18 protein-coding genes and 1 pseudogene are annotated in these 25,003 nt (G+C 72.1%); 7 read left to right on the forward strand and 12 right to left on the reverse strand.

What is annotated here, in order from left to right; translation table 11 throughout:
* Positions 1 to 88: 88 nt before the first annotated feature.
* From ACWDS7_RS12350 to ACWDS7_RS12360, 3 genes are all read right to left on the reverse strand, one after another.
* A complete protein-coding gene (locus ACWDS7_RS12350; protein WP_451929327.1) occupies positions 89 to 2,635 on the reverse strand; it encodes an FtsX-like permease family protein in 2,547 nt (848 codons plus the stop codon).
* A gap of 61 nt (positions 2,636 to 2,696) precedes the next feature.
* Complete coding sequence (locus ACWDS7_RS12355; protein ID WP_451929328.1) at positions 2,697 to 3,404, reverse strand: ABC transporter ATP-binding protein; 708 nt, start codon at positions 3,402 to 3,404, stop codon at positions 2,697 to 2,699.
* Positions 3,401 to 3,928, reverse strand: a complete 528-nt coding sequence (locus tag ACWDS7_RS12360; RefSeq protein WP_306864932.1) for a PadR family transcriptional regulator — start codon at positions 3,926 to 3,928, stop codon at positions 3,401 to 3,403. The genes ACWDS7_RS12355 and ACWDS7_RS12360 overlap by 4 nt, the downstream gene beginning before the upstream one ends.
* Positions 3,929 to 4,025: 97 nt before the next feature.
* On the opposite strand from ACWDS7_RS12360, the gene ACWDS7_RS12365 reads away from it, so the two are divergent.
* On the forward strand, positions 4,026 to 4,571 hold the full coding sequence (locus ACWDS7_RS12365) for a DUF1707 and FHA domain-containing protein (RefSeq protein WP_306864930.1): 546 nt from the start codon (positions 4,026 to 4,028) through the stop codon (positions 4,569 to 4,571).
* On the opposite strand, the gene ACWDS7_RS12370 is transcribed toward ACWDS7_RS12365, so the two are convergent.
* Positions 4,552 to 5,895 (reverse strand): MFS transporter, encoded by a 1,344-nt coding sequence (locus tag ACWDS7_RS12370; protein ID WP_451929329.1) that lies wholly within the window; start codon positions 5,893 to 5,895, stop codon positions 4,552 to 4,554. The two genes, ACWDS7_RS12365 and ACWDS7_RS12370, sit on opposite strands and share 20 nt — an antisense overlap.
* A 123-nt stretch (positions 5,896 to 6,018) precedes the next feature.
* Between ACWDS7_RS12370 and dacB the strand changes: the two genes are divergently transcribed.
* Together dacB and ACWDS7_RS12380 are read left to right on the forward strand one after the other, a co-directional pair.
* On the forward strand, positions 6,019 to 7,569 hold the full coding sequence (gene dacB / locus ACWDS7_RS12375; RefSeq protein ID WP_451929330.1) for a D-alanyl-D-alanine carboxypeptidase/D-alanyl-D-alanine endopeptidase: 1,551 nt from the start codon (positions 6,019 to 6,021) through the stop codon (positions 7,567 to 7,569).
* A gap of 188 nt (positions 7,570 to 7,757) precedes the next feature.
* Positions 7,758 to 8,630, forward strand: coding sequence for a CAP domain-containing protein (locus ACWDS7_RS12380; RefSeq protein WP_451929331.1), 873 nt, complete (start codon positions 7,758 to 7,760; stop codon positions 8,628 to 8,630).
* Between the two features lie 147 nt (positions 8,631 to 8,777).
* Here ACWDS7_RS12380 and ilvC read toward each other — a convergent pair whose 3' ends face one another.
* The 5 genes from ilvC to ACWDS7_RS12405 form a co-directional block, all read right to left on the reverse strand.
* Positions 8,778 to 9,758 (reverse strand): ketol-acid reductoisomerase, encoded by a 981-nt coding sequence (gene ilvC / locus ACWDS7_RS12385; RefSeq protein ID WP_306875543.1) that lies wholly within the window; start codon positions 9,756 to 9,758, stop codon positions 8,778 to 8,780.
* 35 nt (positions 9,759 to 9,793) lie between these two features.
* Complete coding sequence (gene ilvN / locus ACWDS7_RS12390) at positions 9,794 to 10,318, reverse strand: acetolactate synthase small subunit (protein ID WP_306864917.1); 525 nt, start codon at positions 10,316 to 10,318, stop codon at positions 9,794 to 9,796.
* An 82-nt stretch (positions 10,319 to 10,400) separates the two neighbouring features.
* Positions 10,401 to 12,176 (reverse strand): acetolactate synthase large subunit, encoded by a 1,776-nt coding sequence (locus ACWDS7_RS12395; RefSeq protein WP_306864914.1) that lies wholly within the window; start codon positions 12,174 to 12,176, stop codon positions 10,401 to 10,403.
* 378 nt (positions 12,177 to 12,554) lie between these two features.
* Positions 12,555 to 15,215 carry a putative bifunctional diguanylate cyclase/phosphodiesterase gene (locus ACWDS7_RS12400; protein WP_451929337.1) on the reverse strand — a complete coding sequence of 887 codons (2,661 nt, stop codon included), beginning with the start codon at positions 15,213 to 15,215 and terminating at the stop codon, positions 12,555 to 12,557.
* A 262-nt stretch (positions 15,216 to 15,477) separates the two neighbouring features.
* Positions 15,478 to 16,386, reverse strand: a complete 909-nt coding sequence (locus ACWDS7_RS12405; protein ID WP_306864910.1) for a 2-hydroxyacid dehydrogenase — start codon at positions 16,384 to 16,386, stop codon at positions 15,478 to 15,480.
* 73 nt (positions 16,387 to 16,459) lie between these two features.
* Between ACWDS7_RS12405 and ACWDS7_RS12410 the strand changes: the two genes are divergently transcribed.
* Positions 16,460 to 17,563: a PQQ-dependent sugar dehydrogenase gene (locus ACWDS7_RS12410; protein WP_451929332.1), complete on the forward strand. Its 1,104-nt coding sequence runs from the start codon at positions 16,460 to 16,462 to the stop codon at positions 17,561 to 17,563.
* A 96-nt stretch (positions 17,564 to 17,659) separates the two neighbouring features.
* Here ACWDS7_RS12410 and ACWDS7_RS12415 read toward each other — a convergent pair whose 3' ends face one another.
* The 3 genes from ACWDS7_RS12415 to ACWDS7_RS12425 form a co-directional block, all read right to left on the reverse strand.
* The gene (locus ACWDS7_RS12415) at positions 17,660 to 19,780 is read right to left on the reverse strand and encodes a VanW family protein (protein WP_306864905.1); all 2,121 of its coding nucleotides are present in this window, start codon (positions 19,778 to 19,780) and stop codon (positions 17,660 to 17,662) included.
* Positions 19,781 to 19,870: 90 nt separating this feature from the next.
* Positions 19,871 to 20,542 carry a response regulator gene (locus ACWDS7_RS12420; protein WP_451929333.1) on the reverse strand — a complete coding sequence of 224 codons (672 nt, stop codon included), beginning with the start codon at positions 20,540 to 20,542 and terminating at the stop codon, positions 19,871 to 19,873.
* A complete protein-coding gene (locus ACWDS7_RS12425; protein ID WP_451929334.1) occupies positions 20,539 to 22,314 on the reverse strand; it encodes an ATP-binding protein in 1,776 nt (591 codons plus the stop codon). Before ACWDS7_RS12425 ends, ACWDS7_RS12420 begins: the two co-directional genes overlap by 4 nt.
* 179 nt (positions 22,315 to 22,493) lie before the next feature.
* Here ACWDS7_RS12425 and ACWDS7_RS12430 point away from each other — a divergent pair, with 179 nt between their 5' ends.
* The 3 genes and pseudogenes from ACWDS7_RS12430 to ACWDS7_RS12440 all read left to right on the forward strand — a co-directional run.
* Complete coding sequence (locus ACWDS7_RS12430; RefSeq protein WP_451929335.1) at positions 22,494 to 23,465, forward strand: Bug family tripartite tricarboxylate transporter substrate binding protein; 972 nt, start codon at positions 22,494 to 22,496, stop codon at positions 23,463 to 23,465.
* Positions 23,465 to 24,001, forward strand: coding sequence for a tripartite tricarboxylate transporter TctB family protein (locus tag ACWDS7_RS12435; RefSeq protein WP_451929336.1), 537 nt, complete (start codon positions 23,465 to 23,467; stop codon positions 23,999 to 24,001). The genes ACWDS7_RS12430 and ACWDS7_RS12435 overlap by 1 nt, the downstream gene beginning before the upstream one ends.
* Positions 24,002 to 24,910: pseudogene (locus tag ACWDS7_RS12440) on the forward strand (tripartite tricarboxylate transporter permease); the annotation flags it as partial.
* Between the last annotated feature and the right edge of the window lie 93 nt (positions 24,911 to 25,003).

The following is a 25,003-nucleotide window of genomic DNA, read 5'->3' on the forward strand; positions in this document are numbered from 1 at the left end:
CCGACGGGGACCACCTCCGCCGCGGCGCCGGCCGGACGGGCCCGCCCGGGTCCGGCCGGCCGCGGCGACCGGCGGCCTTGCGCCGCCGCTATCCGGTACGGCGGGCCGGCGTCATCCTCGTCCGGGTGAACGCCCCCGCCAACAGCCCCGCCAGCATCGGCAGGCCGAGCACCACCGCGGCGAGGAAGAGCCAGGGGACCTCGATCGTCGGTCCCCCGCCCGACACGGGCAGGATGGCGGCGGTTCCCGTGAGGAGGCCGGCCGGCGTGCCGATCAGCACGCCGAGCCCCGCGATGAACCCGGCCTGCCCGGCGACGACCAGCCTGCGCGTCCCCGGCGGGGCTCCGACGGCGGCCATCGTCGCCAGGTCGGGCCGCATGTCGGCCGCCGCGAGCCCGGTGGCGGCGAACGTGCCGCCCAGCACCAGGACGAGCGCCGCCGCCAGGAGCAGCCACATCGTGAGGGTGTTGTCCTCCCGGAAGCCTTCACGAACATAAACACGGAAGTCGGCGATCCTCGCCCCGAGATCCCACTCCAGGCCCATCGCCTGTTGAGGCGTGAGCAGGCGGGAGGCCGGATCGATGTACAGGGCGCGGTGCTCCGTCTTCAGCCCGGCGGCCTGGACGGCGGCGACCGGCACCACCCCGACGGCATAGCGGGGATTCTCGGCCCTGGCCACGACGGCGGGGACCGTGAACCCACGGATCACCGGCTCCTTCCCGTAGTCCGGTTTCACGCTCAGGCGCAACCTACCGTCCCGCACCAGGCTCGCATCGAATACCACGGCCTTTCCCGAGACGAGCGCGGCCGACGCCACCGGATCCCGCCGCCCCTGGATGAGGGCGAGCAGCCGCTCGTCACCGATCGGCAGGTCCTGGAAGTCGAAACGCCATTCGTTATCGCGAACGGGCTGGGGGCTCAATCTGAGGGCAACGTCCTTGGCGTCTCTGGCCTGGAGACCCTCGATCAGCGGCACCCCCGGCAGCTTCCGTTCAGCGGCGGCCCGCAGCCTGGCCCATCCCGCGTCGTCGAGGTGTCGGGCCTCGATCGTCGTGGTCCCGGCGGGAACGGTCACCTGGAAGGCGTCCCGGCGCTCGGCGAACCGGCTGGTGCTCGCCATACCGGCGGCAGCGACCGCGGCCACGACGGTCATGACGGCGGCGACGGCGCAGGCCGTACGACCACGGTGACGGGAGGCGTCACGGGCTGCCAGCCGGAACGGGAGCGGAAGCCGGGCTGCCGCCCGGGCGGCCACCCTGACCAGCATGGGCGCCAGTGCGACCAGTCCGAGCTGGGCGAGGACGGCGGCGGCGAGCACCCAGACGTAGCTGACTCTGACGGCGAACACGGCGGCCGCGACCCCGGCGACGAGCAGGACCAGGCCAAGCAGGGGAAGGCCGGCCCGGTCGCGCACCGCGCCCGCACGCCCGCCGAGCACCGCCGCCACGTCCTGCCGGGCCGCCTGTACGGCGGGCACCACCGCGGCGGCGGTCCCGCTGGCCGCGCCGAGGAGCGCGACGGCCACGACGGGCGTCCAGGGGATCTCCAAAGGGCCGACCCCGCCGATCAGCCGGCCCGCCTCCAGCGCCGCCGACAGTGACGCCAGGCCGACGCCGAGGGCCAGGCCGAGCACCGCCGCACCACCGCCGAGGACGACGCCGTCGGCGAGGACGATCATACGTAGGTGTCCCGCGGAGCCTCCTTGCGCGGCGACGAGCGCGAGCTCGCGGCGGCGGCGGCGCAGGCCGACCGCGAAGGCGGGGCCGGCGAGCAGCACCACCTCCAGAACGATCATGACCACGGCGAGCCCGACCAGCACCGTCTCGTCCACGTCGAACGATGGGGCGTAGGCATCGCGGCTCTCGGTATGGGAGGGGGGATTCTCGATGACGGCACGGGACTGGACCAGCAGTCCGACGGCGTTCAACCGCCGGACGCCGTCCCACGTGACCGGCCCTGCGGTGTCGGCCAGCCAGCCGGAGCCGGAGCCGTCCCGCTTGTCGAACAGCAGGGTGCCGGGCAGACCCACGATCTCCGCGCTGTCGGTCTGGTGCGGATGCTCGATCACTCCGACGACCCGCAGCGGCCTCCCCTCCCGCGTGATGGCCAACGGCGCACCGAGGAGAGCTCCCCTCTCCAGCATCGCGGGGGTCACCGCGATCTCCTGGACCGAGGCCGGGAAACGGCCTTCCACCAGGTGATACATACCCGTCGTCAAGGGATCTCGCAGGTCTAGTTCGTGCGCTTCCACGCGGTTGCGCATGACCGGGCTACGGAAGTCGACGGTGCCGTCGTTCGCCGGGAGGAGCCGGGCTCCGGGGCCGAGAAGCTTCGCCAGCTCGGCCGGTGTCCACGGTTGCGTGGAGGCGGGGCCGGCGCCGGATTGGCAGCATTGGCCCTGGAGGTCCTGGTGCAGCCTGCCGCGGGTCGGTGTCGTCCGGAGACGGGCGTCGGCCGCCCCGATGTCCGCCGTGAGGCGCTCCCGCGGAGTGAGGTCCTCGGTCGCGGAAAAGGTCAGCAGTGCGGTGATGACAAGGACGGGCAGGCCGACCATCACCATGATCAGGGTGCTGCGGCCCCTGGCGCGCCAGGCGTCCCTGCGGGAGATCCGCAGCGCGGCGAGGAGGGCGCTCATGCCGTCCTCCCGTCCCGCGGACCGCGGGTCGCCGCCGTGTCCCGCGCGTCCGTCCGCTCGCTCATCGGGCGCTCTCCAGGGGGACGGCGGTGGAGTCGGTGATCTCGCCGTCGCGCAGGAAGACCACCCGGTCGGCCCAGGCGGCGTAGCGCGGCTCGTGGGTGACCAGCAGCGCGGTGGCCCCCGCGTCGCAGCGGGTGCGCAGGAGCTGGAGGATGTCGTCGCCGGTCGGGGTGTCCAGCGCGCCGGTGGGCTCGTCGGCCAGGATCAGCCGGCGCTCGCCGACCAGGGCGCGGGCGATGGCGACCCGCTGGCGCTGACCGCCGGACAGCTCGTCGGGGAAGCGGTCGGCGACGTCGGCGAGACCGACCTCGGCGAGTGCCTCCGTCGCCTCGCGGCGGGCCTGCCCGGCCCTGATGCCGTCCAGCTCGCGCGGGAGCATGACGTTCTCCACAGCGGTCAGTGACGGGATCAGGTTGAGGTCTTGAAAGACGTAGCCGACATGACGGCGGCGGAGCCCGGCGATTTCCTTGACCGCCAGGCTGGACAGCGGCGTGCCCTCCAGGACGACTTCGCCCGAGGTGGGCAGGTCGAGCCCGCCGGCGAGGTTGAGCAGGGTGGACTTGCCGGAGCCGGAGGGCCCCATCACCGCCACCAGCTCTCCGGCGGCGACGTCCAGGCTGACGTCTCGCAGCGCCGTCACGGCCTGCGGTCCGTCACCGTGCACGCGGCTGACGCCCGCGAGCCGTACGACCGGGTCGAAACTCATCTCTGCTTCTCCTGCGTCTGGGGGGAGGCCGTGAGCACGGCCTCGCAGTGGTCGAGCCAGCGCTGCTCGGCCTCGGCTTGGAAGATCATCGAGTCGAGCACCAGCCGCTGCGCGGCTCCCTCGGCGCTCGCGCGCTTGGCGCGGGTGAGCTCCTGCAGCGTGCGCATGGTGGCACCGCGCTGGGCCTGGATGACGGGCCGCACGTCGGCGGCGGCGGTGACCGCCATCGCGAGCTTGATGACCAGCTCGTCCCGGGGCCGGTCGGCCTGGGCGACGGGGGTGCTGAACCATCGCTCCATCTCGGTCCGACCGGCCTCGGTGATCGTGTAGACGACCCGACCCTGGTCGTCCTGCTCGCCAGGGGTCACCAGACCGTCGCGTTCCATGCGCGAGAGCGTCGTATAGACCTGGCCGATGTTGAGCGGCCAGGTCGCCCCTGTGGACGCCTCGAACTCGGCACGCAACTGGTAGCCGTAGCGGGGCCCCTGGCTCAGCAGGGCGAGCAGCCCTTGTCGGATCGCCATGAATACTGAGTATGCATACTCAGTATGGTCACGGCAAGCGAGGCAAGAGATCCGCATATTCTGGACAGGCTCCGCTCCTGGGGCTGATACTCGGGAGATGAGCTCGCCGACGCCCCCGTCCCGCGCGTCCGATGGGGACCGCGACCGTGCGATCAACGAGCTCCGCGACCGCGCCGTCGAGGGCCATCTCTCGCACGAGACCTTCCTCGGCCGTGTCGACATGGCACTGCGCGCGCGCAGCCAGGGGGAGCTCGACAGCCTGGTGGCCGACCTGCCACAGCGGGGCCGGTTCCGCCGCATGGTGACCGAGATCGTCTCCTCGGCCTCCGACTTCACCAAACGCGTGGAGTCGGCCTGGCGGCGTCCCCGGCTGCCCCGGCTCGCGCTGCCCGGCGACAGCCGCACCCGCTACGTGGTCGGCCGTGGCTCGGCCTGCGACCTGGTCCTGGCCGACCTGACCGTCTCGCGGGTGCACGCCGAGCTCCGCCGCGACGACGACGGCTGGATCGTCGTCGACCTCGGCTCGCTCAACGGCACCCGGCTGAACGACTGGCGCCTGGTCGGGCCGGCGAAGGTCCGCCCGGGAGACGTCCTCTCCTTCGGCGACTGCATGTTCCTGGTGATCACACCCCAGCTGATCTGAGCGTCTCCGCGGTGAGGGAGTAGCGCGCCGTCAGCAGGACGCTGGCCCCGGCCGCGAGCGCGGGCAGCAGCGTGCCACCGTACAGCGCGGCCATGACCGCCGCCTCGGGCTGCGCCACCGGCGTGCCGGGGTCCGACTCCACGAACCCGGCCGCGCCGAGCAGCCAGCCGAGCACCAGGGCACCGAGCGCGAAGACCACGGTCTCGCAGGCCGTCCAGAGGCCGGTGAACACCCCGGCGCGGCGCTTGCCGGTGGCCAGCGCGTCATGGGCGATCACGTCCGACAGCATGGAGAACTGCAGCAGCTGGAGCCCCGCGTAGCCGACGCCCACGACGAGCACGCACACGTGCGCGTAGACCGGCCCGAGCTCCCCGGCGAACGCCATCCCGACCGTGCCCGCCGTGAACAGCGCCGCCGCGAGGATCATCGCCCCGCGCTTGTCGTAGCGCCTGGACAGCCGGACCCACGCCGGCATCGTGACCAGCAGCGGCCCGACGACGCACAGGAAGAGCGTGGTGGTCGCCCCGGGATCGCCCAGGACGTAGGTGGCCAGGTACGGCGCGCCCGCCAGCAGGGTGCCCGCGGCGAACATCTGGGCGCAGCTCAGGCCGAGCAGCACCATGAACGGCCGACTGGAGCGGGCCGCCGCGAACTGGGCGCGGATGGACGCCTCCGCCTCCATCCTGGCGACCATCGGCGCGCGGGCCGTGCCCGCGAAGGAGGTGAGCATGGAGACCATCAGCACCGCCCCGACGACCAGGCCCATGAGCCGGTAGCCGGCGGCCTCGGTGCCGGCGATCGCCGGCGCGACGGCCCCGGACAGCAGGATCGCCAGGCCGACGAAGACCATCTTCCACTGCAGCAGCGCCGAGCGCTCGTGGTAGTCGTCGGTCATCTCGGCGGCCATCGCCTTGTAGGGCACCTCGTAGAAGGCGTAGGCCGTCGCGGTGAGGAAGTAGCAGACGGCGACGTACAGCGCGGCCGGAGTGCCGGTGAGCGGCGGGCCGGCGAACGTCAGCGCGAACGCCACGGGCAGGGTGAGCGCGCCCAGGAGCATCCACGGGCGGCGCGCGCCCATCCGGGAGACCGTCCGGTCGGAGCGCTGGCCCACCCAGGGATTGATGAGCATGTCCCACACCTTGGGGAGGAAGACCACGATGCCGGCCAGCCACGCGGGGACCGCCAGCACGTTGGTCATGTAGAACAACAGCAGCAATCCCGGGACCGTGGAGAACGTCGCGGTGGAGACTGAGCCGATGCCGTAGCCGATGCGGACCCCGCGCGACACGGTGACGACGGCGGGAGCGGGCTCCGATGTGACCATGGCCACATTCAATCGCAGCAAGCGACCGCTCGGCAGTCCGAAAGATACGAATATTTCCGTATTGTCACCCAGCCCGCGATTCCCGATGATCTCCGCAAACCCCCTTAGGCCCCGGGAGAAACCGTGCGCCCCTCACGACGGACCACAATCTCTGTCTCCACCCTCCTTCTCGCCAGTCTCGCCTGGGCCTCGGCCCCGGCGAGCGCGCTCGAACCCGCCTCCGGCGTCACCGATCTGGTCAAGGACATCGACCAGATCCTCAGCGACGCCCGGCTGACCCCCGCACGGGCGGGAGTGGTGGTCAAGAGCGCCGCCTCCGGCGAGGAGCTCTACGCCCTGGACTCGGGCAAGATCCTCACCCCCGCCTCCAACGCCAAGCTGGTGACCTCGGCCGCCGCGGTCGAGACCCTCGGCCTGGACTACCGCTTCACCACGAGCGTGCTGTCCAGCGGCCGCCGGGCCGGCTCGGCCCTCGCCGGGAACCTCTACCTCCGGGGCACCGGCGATCCGACCCTCCTGGCCGCCGACTACGACGCGCTGGCCGCCCGCGTCGCCGCCTCGGGGATCAAGGTGGTCACCGGCAAGCTGGTCGCCGACGACACCTGGTTCGACTCGGTACGGCTCGGCACCGACTGGGCCTGGGACGACGAGCCGTACTACTACGCGGCGCAGATCTCCGCGCTGACCGCCTCGCCGAACACCGACTACGACGCCGGGAGCGTCATCGTCTCGGTCGCCCCCGGGGACGCCGCGGGCGGGCCCGCCAAGGTCTCCACCACTCCCGAGACCGACTACCTGAAGATCGACAACCGGGCGACGACCGGGACCGAGACCGACGTGCTGGTCGAGCGGCAGCACAGCACCAACACCGTGGTGATCACCGGGACCGTCGCGGAGAAGTACGACGAGTGGGTCGCCGTCGACGACCCCACCGGATACGCCGCCTCGCTCTTCCGCAAGGCACTGGCCAAGCACGGCGTGCGGGTGCTGGGATCCACCGCCCGCGAGGCGGCTCCGCAGGGAGCCGCCACCGTGGTCTCGCACGAGTCGATGCCGCTCAGCGAGCTGCTCGTGCCGTTCATGAAGCTCAGCAACAACATGCACGCCGAGATCCTGACCAAGGCCATCGGCCGCAAGGTCTCCGGGGCCGGCACCTGGAGCGCCGGGCTCGCCGCCATCACCTCCTTCGCCCGGGCCAACGGCATGCCGACGCTGCGCATGCGGGACGGCTCCGGCCTGTCCCGGGTGGACGGTCTCACCCCCGGCGGCGTCACCGGCCTGCTGATCGCGCTGCGCGCCAAGCCCTGGTTCTCCACCTGGTACGGCTCGCTGCCGATCGCCGGTGACCCCGACCGGATGGTCGGCGGCACGCTCCGGAGCCGGATGCGCGGCACCCCGGCCGCTGGCAACGTCCACGCCAAGACCGGTTCGCTGACCGGTGTCACGTCCCTGTCCGGCTACGTGACCAGCGCGGACAACGAGCCCCTGGTCTTCTCCGTCATGCTCAACCAGTTCCTGTCCGGCTCCCCCAAGGACATCGAGGACAAGATCGCCATCCGCCTCGCCCAGTTCAGTCGGACCGCCCCGGCCGACGTGGCGAGCGTTCAGCTCCGCCAGGCTCCGCAGGAGTCGGCCGACGTCGAGTGCTCCTGGCTCAAGCCCGTCGGCTGCTGAGCCGCCGGCCGCCTCCCCGCCGCCGCGTGGCGGCGGGGAGGCGGTAGGTGGGAACGGCCCCAGACGCTTCTCATGCCACTCCGGTTTACCTGGAACTCACAATTAATATCCGGAATTTAGTGACAAGGGGGATGTGTCACCGACAGAATGCGGAGCCATCCAGCGTCCACCCCACTGGAGGAACCGATATGCGCAGACCGCTAGGGGTACTCGCGTGCCTCGGGAGCCTGGCGGCACTCAGCACGCCGGTCACGGCCCACGCCGCGACGGCGTCGCAGACCGCATGCCGCGTGTACGCGGCCGCTCCCTACGTCACAGCCGCCGGGAAGATCCAGGCGTCGGCCGCGCGGCTCGGCTGCGGCGACACCGCACTGGTCCGCATCCGCGTCAAGCGCGCCGAGGCCGGCCCCGACCCGGTCGTCAGAAGCGCCTCCCGCAGGGGCGGCAACGGACGGGTCACCGTCGCGCTGCCGTGCGCCCCCGGCGTCTACTACGCGGTCGTCACCGACTACCGCGGCCACTCGGGCACCTCCAAGGCCGCCAGGCTGTCCTGCTCCCCCACGGTCACGCCGTCCCCCACGGTCACCCCCACCCCCATCCCCACGGCGACCTCCTCGCCCAAGCCTTCGGCGACCCCCACCCCCACGACTCCCCCGCCGGCCGGCACCGTGGGGACGGCCGAGGAGAACGAGGTCGTGCGGCTGACCAACGCCGAGCGGGCGAAGGGCGGCTGCCAGCCGCTCAAGCACGACGCGCAGCTCCGCAAGGCCGCCTACGGCCACTCGGCCGACATGGCGGAGCAGGGCTACTTCAGCCACACCTCCAAGGACGGCCGCAGCTTCATGGACCGCATCCGAGGGGCCGGCTTCACCGGCGGGTCGGGCTGGGCGGAGAACATCGCCATGGGCCAGCCGACCCCGGCCGCCGTGGTCGGCTCCTGGATGAACAGCTCAGGCCACAAGGCCAACATCATGAACTGCAAGTACACCCTCATCGGTGTCGGCGCGGCCAAGAACGCCAAGGGCCAGATCTACTGGACCCAGGTCTTCGCCGCCGAGTAGGGCCCCGGCCCCCGCCGGAGACGGCAGCGACAGCGACAGCGACAGCGACAGCGACGAGAACGGCGACGCCCCCGTGACGGATGACCGTCACGGGGGCGTCGCCGTACGGGCGGGCCCGTTCACCCACGGGCCGCCGGCGGCTCGGTGCTACTTGAGCCAGCTCATCATCGGGCGGAGCTTGGCGCCGGTCTTCTCGATCGGGTGCTGGGCCAGCTCGTCGCGGTAGGCGGTGAACTTCTTCTGGCCGCCGTCGAACTCGTCCACCAGCTCCTTGGCGAACTCGCCGGACTGGATCTCGGCGAGGATGCGCTGCATCTCCTTCTTGGTCTCCGGCGTCACGACGCGCGGGCCACGGGAGTAGCCGCCGTACTCGGCGGTGTCGGAGACCGACCAGTACATCTTGTGGATGCCGCCCTCGTACATCAGGTCGACGATCAGCTTCATCTCGTGGAGGCACTCGAAGTAGGCGACCTCGGGCTGGTAGCCGGCCTCGATCAGGGTCTCGAAACCGGCCTTGATCAGCTCGGACACGCCACCGCAGAGGACGGCCTGCTCACCGAACAGGTCGGTCTCGGTCTCCTCGGTGAAGGTCGTCTTCAGCGCGCCGGCGCGGGTGCCGCCGATGCCCTTGGCGTAGGACAGCGCGAGGTCCCAGGCGCTGCCGCTGGCGTCCTTCTCCACCGCGACGAGACACGGCACGCCGCGGCCCGCGGTGTACTGGCGGCGGACGAGGTGGCCGGGGCCCTTGGGGGCGACCATCGCGACGTCGACGCCCTCGGGGGCCTCGATGAGGCCGTAGCGGATGTTGAGGCCGTGGCCGAAGAAGAGGGCGTCGCCCTCGACGAGGTTCGGGGCCACGTGCTCGGCGTAGAGGTGCCGCTGGATGTGGTCCGGCGCCAGGATCATGGTCAGGTCGGCCTCTTCGACGGCCTCCGACGGGGTGACCACCCGCAGGCCGTCGGCCTCGGCCTTCTCCCGGCTCTTGGAGCCCTCCGGCAGGCCGACCCGGACGTCGACGCCGGAGTCGCGCAGGGACAGGGCGTGGGCGTGGCCCTGGCTGCCGTACCCCAGGACGGCCACGTGCCTACCCTGGATGATCGACAGGTCGGCCTGGTCGTCGTAGAAGATCTCAGTCACTTGCTTAACCTTTCAGGTTTCTCTGCTTACGCGGTCCGGTCCAGGGCCCGGAGCGAACGGTCGGTTATGGAACGGGCTCCGCGGCCGATGGCCACCATGCCCGACTGGACGAGCTCCTTGATGCCGAACGGCTCCAGGAGCTTGATGAAGGCCTGCAGCTTGTCCGGCGTGCCGGTGACCTCTATGGTCACCGCGTCAGGGGCGACGTCAACACACCGCGCGCGGAAGAGGTTGACCAGTTCCAGCACGCTGGAGCGGGTCTCGGAGTCGGCCCGCACCTTGATCAGCGTGAGCTCGCGCTGCACGGCCTGCGCCGGGTCGAGCTCCACGATCTTCAGCACGTTGATCAGCTTGTTGAGCTGCTTGGTGACCTGCTCCAACGGCAGGTCCTCGACGTTGACCACGATGGTCATCCGCGAGATGTCCTCGTGCTCGGTCGGCCCGACCGCCAGCGAGTCGATGTTGAACCCCCGGCGGCTGAACAGCGACGCGACGCGCGCGAGCACGCCGGGCTTGTTCTCCACCAGCACGGAGAGCGTGTGCCTGCTCATGCCTTCCTCCTCGCCTGACGGCCCGCCCGCGCGTCCGCCGGGCAGCCGCGCCCGCCTGCCGGTCCGCTTCGATCACTCACCGCTAGTCCTCGCTGTCCCAGACCGGCGCCATGTCGCGCGCGAACTTGATGTCGTCGTTGCTGGTCCCGGCCGCCACCATCGGCCAGACCATGGCGTCCTGGTGGACCACGAAGTCGACCACGACGGGCACGTCGTTGATCTCCATCGCCTTCTTGATGGTCGCGTCCACGTCCTCCGGCCGCTCGCACCGCAGGCCGACGCAGCCGTAGGCCTCGGCCAGCTTCACGAAGTCGGGGATCCGGCGGACCGTCTGCAGGTCGGTGTTGGAGTAGCGCTGGTTGTAGAACAGCGTCTGCCACTGCCGGACCATGCCGAGGTTGCCGTTGTTGATGATCGCGACCTTGATCGGCACGCCCTCGATGGTGCAGGTGGCCAGCTCCTGGTTGGTCATCTGGAAGCAGCCGTCGCCGTCGATGGCCCAGACCGTGGTGTCGGGGCTGCCCATCTTTGCACCCATCGCCGCCGGGAGCGAGAAGCCCATCGTGCCGGCGCCGCCGGAGTTGATGAAGGTGCCCGGGTTCTCGTAGCCGATGAACTGGGCGGCCCACATCTGGTGCTGGCCGACGCCCGCGGTGTAGATGGCGTCCGGCCCGACGATCGCGCTCAGCCGCTCCATGACGTATTGCGGGGCCAGGGAGCCGTCCTCGAACTCGTCATAGCCCAGCGGGTAGGTCTCCCGGTAGGCGTCGAGCTGGGTCCACCACTCGCTGTAGTCGCCCTTGCGGTCCTCGTTGCGCACCGCGGTGATCAGCTCGGAGAGGACCTCCTTGCAGTCGCCCACGATCGGGACGTCCGCGTGCCGGTTCTTGGAGATCTCCGCCGGGTCGATGTCGGCGTGCACGATCTTGGCGTGCGGGGCGAAGGTGGACAGCTCACCGGTGACGCGGTCGTCGAAGCGGACGCCGAGCCCGATGATCAGGTCGGAGCGCTGCAGCGCCCCGACCGCCGGCACCGAGCCGTGCATGCCCGGCATGCCCAGGTGCTGGCGGTGGCTGTCGGGGAAGGTGCCGCGCGCCATGAGCGTGGTGACCACGGGGATGCCGGTCAGCTCGGCGAACTCCATCAGCTCCGCCGCCGCCCGCGCCTTGTGGACGCCGCCGCCGACGTAGAGCACGGGCCGCCTGGCGTCGGCGATCAGCTTGGCCGCCTCCCGGATCTGCTTGGAGTGCGGCCGGGTCACCGGGCGGTAGCCCGGCAGCTGCATCACCGGCGGCCACTGGAAGACCGTCTTGGAGGTGAGCGCGTCCTTGGAGATGTCGACCAGCACCGGTCCCGGGCGCCCCGTCGCGGCGATGTGGAACGCCTCGGCGATGGTCCTGGCGATGTCGGCCGGGTCGGTGACCAGGAAGTTGTGCTTGGTGATCGGCATGGTGATGCCGGAGATGTCGGCTTCCTGGAACGCGTCGGTGCCGATGGCGTTACTGGGCACCTGGCCGGTGATCGCGACGATCGGGACCGAGTCCATGTAGGCGTCGGCGATCGGGGTGACCAGGTTGGTCGCGCCCGGGCCGCTGGTGGCCATGCAGACCCCGACCCTGCCGGTGGCCTGCGCGTAGCCCTGCGCCGCGTGGCCGGCCCCCTGCTCGTGCCGGACGAGCACGTGCCGGACCTTGGCCGAGTCGTAAAGGGGATCGTAGGCGGGGAGAATCGCGCCGCCCGGGATCCCGAACACGGTGTCGACCCCGACGTGCTCCAGCGCTCTGACGAGGGCCTGGGCTCCTGTCATCTGTTCGGTCATCGGCTCGTTCCTTGTATGGCTCAGCAAGTTTGGCGGCATAAAAAATGCCCCATTCCGCCTGGAACGGCGGAGCTGGGGCGGCGCGCAGGTCGAAGTGCTTCGCTATCGGCCTGCGCGCCGGCGAAGTACTACGAGAATCCCACTGTGATGCATGGCTCCACCATGGCCGACAGAGTGTGTCTGCGTCAAATTCATGGGACAGGAGTCTCAAAGTCCGAGATGGCGGACACGGGGCGGACGCCCTCCTCGCCGGGCTCCGCAGTGGCGGGACGGCCGGGGGGTGAGCAAGGACACACCCGTCACCGGCCGCGCCACGCGGCCGGACACCCTGCGGGGACCGGCCGGGAGCGCCGCGCGGGAACAGCCCGACGCCGCGCGAAACCAGCCGGCCGGGCCACGTGGGACGGCCCTGGCCGGTCAGACGCCGCTGTGCAGGCTGGACAGGCTGGTGCGCATGAGCGAGTCGACCCCGCGGGCGGCCATCGGCCGCGCCACCAGGAAGCCCTGCCCCCGGGTGCAGCCCATCTCGCGCAGCAGCTCCAGCTGCTCGGGGCGCTCGATGCCCTCGGCGACCACGATCAGCCCCAGATCGTGGCCGAGCCGTACGATCGTGCGGGTCAGCAGCGTCAGCGTCTCGTCGCGGCCGAGCCCGGACACGAACGACGGATCGATCTTGATCATGTCCACCGGGAGCTGCCTCAGGAACGCCAGTGAGGCGTAGCCGGTGCCGAAGTCGTCGATGGCCAGCCGTACTCCGAGCCGGCGCAGCTCCGACAGCCGGGTGATGGTCTCCTCGGCGTCTTCGACCAGCATCTCCTCGATGACCTCAAGGGTCAGCGCGCTGGGCGGCAGGCCGCTCTCGGCTAGCGCCGACTCGACGGTCTCCACGAAGCGCGGCGCCATGATCTGCCGGGCCGACAGGTTGAGCGACAGCCCGATGTCCCAGGAGGACGCGCGCCAGGCGGCCACCTCCCGGCAGGCCTCACGCAGGATCCACTCGCTCAGCGGGACGATCAGGCCGGTGTCCTCGGCCGGGCCGAGGAACTGCTCGGGCGGCACGAACGCGCTCCCCCGCCACCAGCGCACCAGCGCCTCGACGGCGGTGACGCGCGAGGTGGCCAGGTCCACCACCGGCTGGTACTCGATGGCGAACTGGTTCTCCAGCAGCGCCCGCTGCAGGTCGGCGGCGAGCTCCAGGCGGCGCACCACGTCGGCGTGCATGTGCGCGGCGAACACCTCGACCCGGCGTCCGCCGAGGTCCTTGGCCCTGGCCATCGCCACGTCGGCGTTGCGGATCAGGTCGGCCGAGGACACGTCGTCGTCGGCGAAGGCCACCCCGACGCTCGCGGTCAGCGCCACGTCGCGGTCGGCGACCCGGAACGGTTCGGAGGAGACCGTGCGGACCAGCCGCTCGGCCAGGTCCACCGCCGTCTGGGCGTCCACCGCGGCCTCCAGCAGCACCGCGAACTCGTCGCCGCCCCAGCGGGCCAGGGTGTCGTCGGCCCGTACGGCGGCGCGGAGCCTGCGGGCGGCCTGACCGAGCAGGTAGTCGCCGCTGGCGTGGCCGACCGAGTCGTTGACCGCCGTGAAGCCGTCCAGGTCCAGGAACACCACGACGGCGCTGCTCGCGCCGGGACGGACCAGCACCTCGCGGGTGCGCTCCTCGAAGTAGGCCCGGTTCGGCAGGCCGGTGACGCCGTCGTGGAAGGTCAGGTGGGCGACCTGGTTGCGCAGCGCCTCCTGGTCGCTGACGTCACGGGTGGTGACCAGCAGCAGGTCCTCGCCGCGCACGTGCCGGGTGGCGACCGACTCGGTGGGCCGCCAGGTGCCGTCGGCGGCCCGGACCCGGCAGGCGATCATGCAGGTGCCCGGCGCCTCGACCGGCTCCTCGTCCAGGCTCATCGCGCGCAGCGCCACCTGGATGCCGGGCGCGTCCTCGGGGTGGATGTAGTCGAAGACCGTCCGGCCGACCAGCTCCTCCGGGCGGTAGCCGTAGGTGATCTCGACGCCCTCGCCGATCTCCCGCACCACGCCGTCGTAGTCGCACAGCAGGACCACGTCGCCGGTGCTCTCGGCCAGGTCCTGGAGCTGCCGCTCGCCGAGGTCCACCAGGCGCCGCATCCGGCCCGTCTCCAGCAGCACCACGAACATGCGCACCACCAGGACGCCGACGATCGACGCCGCCACGACGGCCAGGACCACGACCGGCCCCTGCACCCGGCCGCCGAGCACGCGCAGGAGCACAACCACGGTGGCCAGCGCGACGAGGATCAGCGGCAGGGCCGCGATCAGCGAGGAGGCGGCGGGGCCGACGGACGGCCGCCGGTCGTTGTCGGGGTCCATGGCGCGTGCCGTGCGCCGGCTCCACGGGACCGCCGCGAGCAGCAGGAAGGCCGCCGGCGCCGGCCACACCCCGAGCGGCGACGGGGCGTCGCCCACCCGGGCCAGCGCGGTGACCGTCTCGGCCGCCGTGATGGCCCCCAGCACGGCCAGCGCCGCCAGGCCCATCGGCCAGGCCGAGCGCCGGACCGGCACCACCACCGGGCCCACGGCACAGGCGAGGATCAGGCACACCAGCGGCGGGGCGACGGTGACCGCGAAGGTGCCCGCGTCGTCGGCGTGGCGGTAGGCCGGGCCCAGCAGGAGGACCCAGCCGATCACGAAGAGCGAGGCGGCGCACATGTAGGAGTCGGCGAGGTCGCGCAGCAGCGCGCGCCCGTGCGACGGCCGGGTGGCCGACAGGCCGGTGCCGACGGTGAGCATCGCCGTGCCGACGAGGACCACCAGGTCGGCGAAGGTCACGACGAAGGGCGTGCCGTCCGCGAGCGGCCGCACCCCGATCCCGACCAGCCAGGTGACCGAGCCACCGGCCAGCCAGCGCCAGGCCGGCGCCCTGCGCCGGTCGGCGCCCCGCACGACCGCGACGGACAGCGAGACGGCGGCGATCGCGGCGGCGACGACACCCGCCACCGCGCCGACGATCACGGCCGGAGCACCACTGAGAAGGGCGGCAACGAGCCCCACCGCGCCGGTCGCGGCGGCGGCGGTCAGCGCTACCCGGGGGTCACGCCAGCGGATCAATGTCGTCTGCCCATCAGTGTCGGTTCGTCTCGCTTCCGCGACGGCACACGGCCAGTGTGTGCTCTCCGGCCGGTACGGGTGGTGACAACGCCGCAGTCGTCACCGATCTGATAACCATGCGAGCGATCAGGATCGCAGTTAATCACCGTACGCACCGGAGGTCACGAGGCAGCCACGGTCCGGATTCCTTTCCCGGTCGGTACGGACAGCGGTCAGTAAATACCTGGTAGGAACGGGCCAAGAACGTTACAGATCACAGTCAGTATGAGCCGGTAATCAGGTTTTTGAGCGGTTCGCCCGCCAGATATCGCAGGAGCTGGGAGCGGAGGAGCCTCAGCAGGCGCCGCCCGGACGCCGGGGTGCTGCCCGCGACGTGCGGGGTGATGAACACCCCCGGCGCCGTCCACAGCGGATGCCCCGGGGGCAGCGGCTCGGGATCGGTGACGTCGAGCGCGGCCATGATCCGGCCCTTCTCCAGCTCGGTGACGAGCGCGCCGGTGTCCACCACCCCGCCCCTGGCCGCGTTCACCAGCACGGCGCCGTCCTTCATCGCCGCCAGGAAGTCCGCGTCCACCAGCCCGGCGGTCGCGGGGGTGGAGGGGACCAGCAGCACCACCACGTCCGCCCGGGGCAGCAGCTCCGGCAGCTCGTCCTGGCCGTGCACCTGCCCCCGCGCGGTCCTCGCCACCCGGATGACGTCCACCTCGAAACCGTCCAGCCGCCGCTCCAGCGCCTCGCCGATCGAGCCGTAGCCGACGATCAGCACCGTGGAGTCGGCCAGCACGCCGGTGTGGCGGTAGGTCCACTCGCCCTCCCGCTGGGCGGCGGCGAAGCCGGGGAACTCCCGCAGCACGGCGATCATGGCTCCCACCGCCCACTCCGCCGTCCCGGCGTCGTGCACGCCCCGCGCGTTGCACAGCACCGTGCCCTCCGGCAGGTGCGGCCGGTAGGCGTCCACCCCCGCCGTGACGGTCTGCAGCAGACGCAGCCGGGACATCCGGCCGAGCAGCTCCGGCACCCGCGCCACCGTCAGCAGCGGCGGGATCCAGACCTCCACCTCCTCGGCCCCGTCGGGGACCGGCCCGGTGCCGTCGTAGACGACGCACTCCACATCGGGTAGATCGCTCAGGACGTCGGCGGCGGCTTCGGAGGGCACCCAGATCTTCATGGCTGCATTATCCAAGGGAAAGTCCTGGAACCTCCCGCCGTACACAGCGGTATGAATGAAGGAGGAGGTTCGCATGTCCCGGATGGCACAGCTGGCTCCCATCCCGGCCTCGGCCCTGGTGGCGGCTCTGGTGGCGGCGCTGTCGGCAGGATGCTCGGCGCCCTCTGCCGGGTCCGCCGACACGGCGCGGGCCCCGGCCGCCACCGTGACCGGCGCTCCCCCCGGCCGGCCGCGCACCCTGGTGGAGGATCTGGCCGTGCCCTGGGGGGTGGCGTTCCTGCCCGGCGGCGACGCCCTGGTGGCCGAGCGCGACACCGCCCGGCTGCTGCGGGTCACCGCGGCCGGGAGGACCACCGAGGTCGGCACGGTCGACGGCGTCCGCCCCGACGGCGAGGGCGGCCTGCTGGGCGTGGCGGTCTCCCCCACCTTCGAGAAGGACCGCCTGGTCTTCCTCTACTTCACCTCCGCCCGGGACAACCGGATCGTGCGCTACCGCTACGACCGGGGCCTGACCGGCGCCACCGTGATCCTCGACGGCATCCCCAAGGGCGCCATCCACAACGGCGGCCGGCTGGCCTTCGGCCCCGACGGATATCTCTACGCCACCACCGGCGAGACCGGGGACAGGGCCCTGGCCCAGGCCCTCGGCTCGCTGGCCGGCAAGGTCCTGCGCATGACACCGGACGGCAGGCCCGCCCCCGGCAACCCGTTCGGGAACGTCATCTGGAGCTACGGTCACCGCAACGTCCAGGGCCTGGCCTGGGACCCGTCCGGCCGCCTGTACGCCAGCGAGTTCGGGTCCGACGCGTTCGACGAGATCAACCTCATCAGGAAGGGCGGCAACTACGGCTGGCCGGAGGTCGAGGGCGTCGGCGGCGGCTCCCGCTACGTCGACCCGGTCGTCACCTGGAGCACCGACGAGGCGTCCCCCTCCGGCATGGCCTACGCGGACGGCTCCCTCTGGGTCGGCGCCCTGCGCGGCGCCAGGCTCTGGCAGGTCCCCCTCGCCGCCGACGGCACGGCCGGGACCCCCGTAGCCAGGTTCGAGGGCCGGTACGGCAGGCTCCGCGCGGTCGCCGCCGCACCCGGCGGCCTTCTGTGGATCGGCACCAGCAACAAGGACGGCCGCGGCACCCCCCGCCCGGGAGACGACCGCCTTCTCGTCGTGACGCCGTAGCGTCCGCGGGGCCGGGCCGCGCGTGCCCGCACGCACGGCCGGCGGGCCCCGGGAGCGCGTGCGTGAACCGCCGCGCGCGGCCGGCGGGCCGCGGGACTACTCGTCCTGGCCGTCCTGGGCGGGGGTGTCGGCCTGGTCGTCCTGGGTGGGGGTGGCGGCGGGGACGCACTTGAGGTCGGTCTCGGGCTTGTAGACGGTCTTCTCCGTCTCCCGCTTGACCTCCTTGCCGTCCTGCTTGAAGATCCGGGTCACGTCGATCGTGAAGCCCTGCTGGCCGGCCATCGGGATGCACCCGGGGCCGCTGTCGGTCGCGCTCTTGAACGGGGTGAGGTCGTAGCGCTCGGAGGAGATCGACTCGATGTCGTAGCGCTTGGTGCTCCAGAAGGCGACCGTGACCCCGGTGTCGGTGTAGGAGGTCTTCACCAGCACGCCGTACTTGGAGTCGTTCTTCCAGCGGAAGTCCGGCGCGGGCCAGGAGACCGTGGACTCGCGGCCGGCCGGGTAGCGGGAGATGTAGAACTCGTGCGCCACGTGCTGGACGTCTTCGAAACCGCCGAAGAACACCGCGTTGTACATGGTGGTGACGAACTGGGAGATGCCGCCGCCCACCGAGTCGACCAGCCGGCCGCCCTGGATCATCGGCGCCGGGACGAAGCCCCGGGCCGTGTCGCGCTGGCCGATGACGCCGTTGAGCGAGAAGGTCTCGCCGGGCTTGACCAGGTAGCCGTCCAGGAGCTTGGCGATCGTGCGGATGTTGGTCACCCGGGGCAGGCAGCAGTCGTACGGGGTGGTGAACTCGCTGACCTTCTCCTTGATGCCGAGCTTGCGCGCCTCGGCCTCGGAGATGCGGGGCTGGACGGTCGTGAGGGTGACGGGGACGGTCCGGCTGCCGCCCTCGGCGACCAGCCGCGCCACGTCCTCGGCGAGCCTGCCGTCGTCGATCCCCTTGCCGCTGCGGCCGGGGACCAGCTCGGGCCTGGCGCCGACGATCCGGAAGGTGGGCTCCCGGGGGGCCAGGGCCGGGTCGACGAGCTTGCCCTCCACGGTCGCGACCGCGTTCGTGGCGTCGAACACCGGCCGCATGCCGCCGGAGTTGTCGGGCTCGAAGGACAGGTGGGCGGCGAGGGTCTCCACCGGGAGCTGGGCCCGCCTGCCCGCGTGGGTCAGGGTGAGCGGGCCGGACAGGGCCTTGTCCGCGTCGGCGGCGGTCTCCTTGACGACCTCGGCCGTCACCCTGGGCTTGATCACCGAGACGGGCAGCTCGACCTCGCCGGCCGGCCCCAGGAAGGCTTTCCCGATGGCCCGGGCCGCGGCCTCCCGCTCCAGCTCACGGCCGTCGCGGGGGGTCACCGCGACCGGTTTGACGCCCTCGAAGGTGACCGCGCCCTCGCGGACCTTGAGGTCGATCTTCTTGGCCAGGGCCGTGACGGTGCTCTGCATCCGCTCGGGGTCGACGGAGACCTTGGGGCTCAGCTCGGTGGTGCCGGTCAGTGCCCGCCAGACCTCCATCGGGGTGGGGAAGCCGCTGGAGACCTGGTCGATGGTGGCGACGACGTCGAACTCCAGCCCGGCCTTCCCGGGATCGATGGAGTATTTCCTGCCCGCCGCCCGCAGGATCATCTGCTCGCCCGCCTCGCCGGGCAGCCGGTCCCTGAGCTTGTCGGCCGCCTCGGTCGCGGTCAGGCCGCCGATGTCGACGCCGTGGACGCGGGTGCCGGGCAGCATCTTGCCGGACATCACGACGGCGGGCACGGCGTAGGCGAGGCCGGCCAGCAGCAGCAGGAGCGTGACGGCGACGGCGATTCTGCGGCCCCGGCGACGGCGTGGCGGATCCTCGTAACGGGGCGAATCCGGCTGCCGGGCCTCTCCGTCACCGCCGGGCGGGGGCTCCTCGCGCGGGGACCGCTGCGGGAGGGGCCGCTCGGGCGGGGTGGCCATCTGCCAGGGCTGGGGCGGCGCGGCCGCGGGCGGCAGCCCGGCCGGCCCGGTGCCGGGCCCGGGGGGCCGGCCGAACCCGGAGGGTCCCCCGGGCCGGTCGCCTCCGGAGGGGCCGAAGATGTCGGGCGAGACGCCCGGCGGGAGCCGCGACCCGCCCTTGGGCCGCTCGCCGGGAGGCTGGCCGGGATCGCGGGCGCCCGGCCGGACCGGGCGCGAGGGGAGGGGCACCGCCGCGAACGGGTCCGTCGGTGGGTCTATCGACGCTCCGGCGTTCCGCACGGCCTCCGGTACCTCCTGCTGCTCTGCGATTTTTACCGGTGTCAACCCTAAACCAGATCCATCGGCCGAGGCCCGAAAAGCAGTAACGAATCAGCCCGTCCACCGGTAACGGTGCTCGGGCCGCCCGGCGGTGCCGTATTTCGGCCTCAGCTCGGCCTGGCCCGCCGCGCACAGATACTCCAGGTAGCGGCGGGCGCTGACCCTGGACAGCCCGGTGAGCGCCGCCGCCTCGGCCGCCGACACGTCGGTGCCGGTCTCCCTGAGCGCGTCGGCGACCAGACCGCAGGTGGTGGCCGACAGTCCCTTGGGCAGCGGCGGCGGCCCTCCCCTGGCCGCGCCGAAGAACCGGTCCACCTCGTCCTGGCGGACCTCGGACCCGACGGCGGCCAGTTGCCTGCGGGTGACGGCGTACTGGCCGAGGCGCTCGGTGAGCGCCCCGGCGGTGAAGGGCTTGATCAGGTAGTTCACCGCGCCGCCGCGCATGGCCGCGCGGACCGTGTCCACGTCGCGCGCGGCGGTGATCACCAGGACGTCGACCGGGTGGGACACGCCCCTGAGCGTCGTGAGGACGTCGAGTCCGGACATGTCCGGCAGGTAGATGTCCAGCAGCACCAGGTCGGGGCGGTGCTCGGCGACCGCCGCGACCGCCGCCCTGCCGGTGTGCACGGCGTCGACCACCGTGAACCCGGGCACCCGGGCCACGTAGCCGCTGTGGATCCTGGCCACCATGAAGTCGTCGTCCACGACGAGCACGCGGATCATCGCGGCGCCCCCCGGTCCGCGGTCCCACCGGGCCCACCGGTCCGCCCGGTCGGCCCGGTCGGCCCGGCCCGCCCGTTGTCCCCCCGCCCGGCCGCCCGCGGCGGGGTCCCGGCCGGCCCGTCGTCCCCCCGCCCGGTCCGCCCGTCGCCTCCCCGCCCAACCGGTCCGGCCGCCCGCGGCGGGGCCCCGGCCGGGTCCTCGCGCCGGGGCAGCAGGGCCGTGAAGACGGCGCCGTCGGCGTTGTGCACCCGCACCCAGCCGCCCCGGCGCGAACACGCCTGGCGGGTCAGGGCCAGGCCGAGACCGCGCGGGCCCGCGTGTGCGATTTTGGTGGTGAAGCCCTCGCGGAAGACCTCCTCGGCCAGGCCGGGAGTGATCCCCGGCCCGGAGTCGCCGACCCGGACGTGCAGGCCGTCGGTCTCGGCGCGGACCGAGACCTCGACCGTGCCGCCGACCTCCTCCAGCGCGTCGAGGGCGTTGGCCACCAGGTTGCCCACCACCAGCACCGCGTCGTGGGGGTCGCCGAGCATGCCCTCCTCCACCCGGGAGTCCTCGGCGAGCACCAGGGACGCGCCCCGCTCGGCCGCCTCGGCCGACTTGGCCAGCAGCAGCGCGGCCAGGGTCGGGTCGGCGACCTTCTCCCGGATGCCGGACGCGTACCGGCCGTAGGCCTCGGAGGTCTGGGTGATGTAGTTGACGGCCGTCTCGTGCTCGCCGAGCTCCAGCAGGCCGACCACGGTGTGCATCCGGTTGGCGAACTCGTGGGCCTGGGCGCGCAGCGCGTCGGTCGTGCTGCTGGCCTGGTCGAGCTCGCGCGCCAGCCGTACCAGCTCGGTCCGGTCGCGCAGGGTGACCACCCAGCCGCTGGGCTGCTCGCGGACCGCCACCGGGGTCCGGTTGAGCACGAGCACCCGGTCGCGGTGGAGCACCACCCGGTCGTCGCCGGGGTCCGCGCCGTCCAGCACGTCCCGCATCCGGTCCGACAGGGGCATCTCGCGCAGCTCCCGCCCGACGTCGTGGGCCGAGAGACCGAGCAGGTCGCGGGCCGCGTCGTTGACCAGCGTCACCCTGCCCTGGAGGTCGAGGGCCAGCACACCCTCCTTCACGCCGTGCAGCACGCCCTCGCGCTGTTCGAGCAGGGCGGCGATCTCCCGGGGCTCCAGTCCGAAGGTCTGGCGGCGGACCCGCCGGGCGATCAGCCCCGCGGCCGCCGATCCGGCGAGGAGCACGGCGAGCACGGTCCACAGCAGCGGCGGCAGCGCCGAGCCGAGCTCCTCGGCGACGGTGTCCTGGAGCACCCCGACCGAGGCCAGGCCGATGACCCGGCCGGAGGAGTCGAAGATCGGCGCCTTGCCGCGCACGGAGCGGCCGAGGGTGCCGGTCTGGATGCCGGTCCAGGTCCGGCCGCTGGTCAGGATCTCCGAGCCGTCGGTGGACAGCCGCTTGCCGATCAGGGCCGTGTTGGGGTGCGCGTAGCGGATCTGCTCCCGGTTGGCGATCACCACGTAGTCGGCGCCGGTGGCCGCCTGCACCCCCGCCGCGATCGGCTGCAGGCTCACCTCCGGCCGGGGCCGGGTGAACGCCTCGCGGACCTGGGGCAGCCCGGCGACGGACTCGGCGATCGCCAGCGCGCGCTGCTGGTACTGCCGGTCGAGCTGGCTGCGGGTGTGTTCCATCCAGACGCCCGCCGTTCCGCCCACCGCGAGGAAAACGATCACCGTCTGCAGCATGAACAGCTGGGTGCCGAGGGAGGCGTTGAGAATGCGTCGCACGAGTGAACTCCCTGGTCAGGGACCATGAAAGCAGCTGGAGATAACAGCGCGGTCGCGGCGGCCGTGACCGGCGCGACCAATACGACCGATACGACGGCAAGCTCGCAAAGGATCGACACCGTTATCTGGGACGCTCAGCATCCTCACCACGCTTTTCTTCAAGCTGTTTGGAGTTGACCATGCGTCTTCGGAGACTCGCCGCCCTGGCGGCCCTGTCCCTCGCCGCCCTCACCGCGTGCGGCTCGGGGGCGGGCTCGGGCTCCAGCGTCGGCACGCTGAAAATCATGGCCCCGGCCTCGCCCGGCGGCGGCTGGGACCAGACCTCCCGCACCGCGGAGCAGGCCATCACCTCGGCGGACCCGTCCCGCAAGGTGGAGGTCTACAACGTCCCCGGGGCGGGCGGCACCATCGGCCTGGCCCAGCTCGCCGGGGAGAAGGGCAACGGCAACCTGCTGATGACCATGGGCCTGGTCATGCTCGGCGCGGTGGAGCAGAACAGGTCGAAGGTCACGCTGGCCGAGACCACGCCCATCGCGAAGCTGACCGAGGAGTACGAGATCATCGTGGTCCCGGCCGCCTCGCCGTACAAGTCGCTGGCCGACCTGGTGACGGCGTGGAAGGCCGGACCGGCGAAGATCGCGATCGCGGGCGGCTCCGCCGGCGGCACCGACCACATCGTGGCGGGCCTGATGGCCAAGGCCGCCGGGATCGACCCCAAGCAGGTCAACTACATCGCCCACTCCGGCGGCGGCGAGGCGCTCAACGCGCTGCTGGGCAACAAGGTCGCGATGGGCGTCTCCGGCATCGGCGAGTTCGCCGAACACGTGAAGTCCGGCAAGCTCCGGGCCCTCGGCGTGACCTCGCCGGCCCGCCTCGACAGCGTCGACGCGCCCACCCTGAAGGAGGGCGGCCTGGACGTCGAGCTGGCCAACTGGCGCGGGTTCGTGGCCCCGCCCGGACTGGACGACGCCGCCAAGAAGACCCTGACCGACCTGGTCACCAAGATGCACGACTCGCAGGCGTGGAAGGACGCGGTGGCCAAGAACGGCTGGATCGACTCCTTCCAGACCGGCCGGCAGTTCGCCGACTACCTCGCGGCCGAGCAGGCCAAGGTCAAGACCATCATCGCGGAAATGGGACTCGTCTCCTGATGTACTCCACCGAAGATCCGGCCGGCGCCACCGAGCGTGGCGCCGCCCCGGCGCACTCATGGCGGCGGCCCGAGCTCGTCCTGGCGCTGATCGTCCTCGGGCTGGGCGCGTTCGTGATCCTGGGGACCGCGGACGTCAGCGCCGCGGGCTCCTCGCTCGGGCTGGGGCCCCGGTTCTTCCCGGTCCTCGTCGGCTCGGCGCTGCTGCTGATCGGGCTGTGCTACGTGATCGACGTGATCCGGGGCGGCCACGGCGACCCCGAGGAGAGCGAGGACGTCGACGCCGGCGCCCGGGCGGACTGGCGGACGGTCGCGCTGGTGAGCGTGATCTTCCTGGCCTTCGCCGGGCTGCTGGACCTGCTCGGCTGGATCATCGCGGGGGCGCTGCTCTTCTTCGGCCTCTCCGTGGTGCTCGGGGCCACCCGGCGCCTGCACGCGGGTGTGATCGCGATCGTGCTGTCCACGGTCACCTACCTGGCCTTCGTCAAGGGCCTGGGCGTGACGCTGCCCGCGGGGCTGCTGTCGGGGGTGGTCTAGGTGGAGTCGTTCCAGCTCCTGATGGAGGGGTTCGCGACCGCGCTGACCCCGGTCAACCTGCTCTACGCGCTGGTCGGGGTCACCCTCGGCACGCTGGTCGGCGTGCTCCCCGGCATCGGCCCGGCCATGACGGTGGCGCTGCTGCTGCCGATCACCTTCACCGTCCCCCCGGCCAGCGCGTTCATCATGTTCGCCGGCATCTACTACGGCGGCATGTACGGCGGGTCGACCACCTCGATCCTGCTCAACACGCCCGGTGAGAGCTCCTCGATGATCACCGCGCTCGAGGGCAACAAGATGGCCAAGCGCGGCCGGGCCGCCCAGGCGCTGGCCACCGCCGCGATCGGCTCCTTCGTCGCGGGCACGATCGCCACCGGGCTGCTGGTCGTCGCGGCCCCGCTGGTGGTGGACTTCGCGATCTCCTTCGGCCCCGAGGACTACTTCGCGCTGGCCGTCCTGGCCTTCACCGCGGTGTCGTCGGTGCTGTCGCGCTCGGTCGTGCGCGGGCTGGCCTCGCTGGGGCTCGGCCTGGTCATCGGGCTGATCGGCATCGACCAGCAGACCGGTCAGGCGCGGCTGACCCTGGGCGTGCCGCAGCTGCTCGACGGCATCGACGTGGTGATCGTCGCGGTCGGCCTGTTCGCGCTGGGCGAGGTGCTCTACGTCGCCTCCCGGCTGCGGCACAGCGAGCCGGAGGTCATCCCGGTGGGCCGGGCCTTCCTCGGCCGCTCCGACTGGTCGAGGTCCTGGCGGCCGTGGCTGCGCGGCACCGCGCTCGGCTTCCCCTTCGGGGCGCTGCCGGGCGGCGGCGCGGAGATCCCCACCTTCCTGTCGTACTCGATCGAGAAGCGCCTGGCCCGCGGGACCGCCCGCGAGGAGTACGGCAAGGGCGCCATCGAGGGCGTCGCACGAGTCGCCCGGCCCAATGGACGAGCGCCTCCTTCGGGGAGCCTTGGGAGAGGATCGTGGTGACCGAGCGCAGGAGCTCGCCGGTCGTCGGGT

It is taken from the genome of Streptosporangium sp. NPDC003464 (assembly GCF_053588315.1).

Coding starts and splice junctions, on each gene's coding strand:
- ACWDS7_RS12350 (WP_451929327.1), bottom strand. CDS start 2,635: ATGAGCGCCCTCCTCGCCGCGCTGCGGATCTCCCGCAGGGACGCCTGG.
- ACWDS7_RS12355 (WP_451929328.1), bottom strand. CDS start 3,404: ATGAGTTTCGACCCGGTCGTACGGCTCGCGGGCGTCAGCCGCGTGCAC.
- ACWDS7_RS12360 (WP_306864932.1), bottom strand. CDS start 3,928: ATGGCGATCCGACAAGGGCTGCTCGCCCTGCTGAGCCAGGGGCCCCGC.
- ACWDS7_RS12365 (WP_306864930.1), top strand. CDS start 4,026: ATGAGCTCGCCGACGCCCCCGTCCCGCGCGTCCGATGGGGACCGCGAC.
- ACWDS7_RS12370 (WP_451929329.1), bottom strand. CDS start 5,895: ATGGTCACATCGGAGCCCGCTCCCGCCGTCGTCACCGTGTCGCGCGGG.
- ACWDS7_RS12380 (WP_451929331.1), top strand. CDS start 7,758: ATGCGCAGACCGCTAGGGGTACTCGCGTGCCTCGGGAGCCTGGCGGCA.
- ilvN (WP_306864917.1), bottom strand. CDS start 10,318: ATGAGCAGGCACACGCTCTCCGTGCTGGTGGAGAACAAGCCCGGCGTG.
- ACWDS7_RS12395 (WP_306864914.1), bottom strand. CDS start 12,176: ATGCCGCCAAACTTGCTGAGCCATACAAGGAACGAGCCGATGACCGAA.
- ACWDS7_RS12405 (WP_306864910.1), bottom strand. CDS start 16,386: ATGAAGATCTGGGTGCCCTCCGAAGCCGCCGCCGACGTCCTGAGCGAT.
- ACWDS7_RS12410 (WP_451929332.1), top strand. CDS start 16,460: ATGTCCCGGATGGCACAGCTGGCTCCCATCCCGGCCTCGGCCCTGGTG.
- ACWDS7_RS12420 (WP_451929333.1), bottom strand. CDS start 20,542: ATGATCCGCGTGCTCGTCGTGGACGACGACTTCATGGTGGCCAGGATC.
- ACWDS7_RS12430 (WP_451929335.1), top strand. CDS start 22,494: ATGCGTCTTCGGAGACTCGCCGCCCTGGCGGCCCTGTCCCTCGCCGCC.
- ACWDS7_RS12435 (WP_451929336.1), top strand. CDS start 23,465: ATGTACTCCACCGAAGATCCGGCCGGCGCCACCGAGCGTGGCGCCGCC.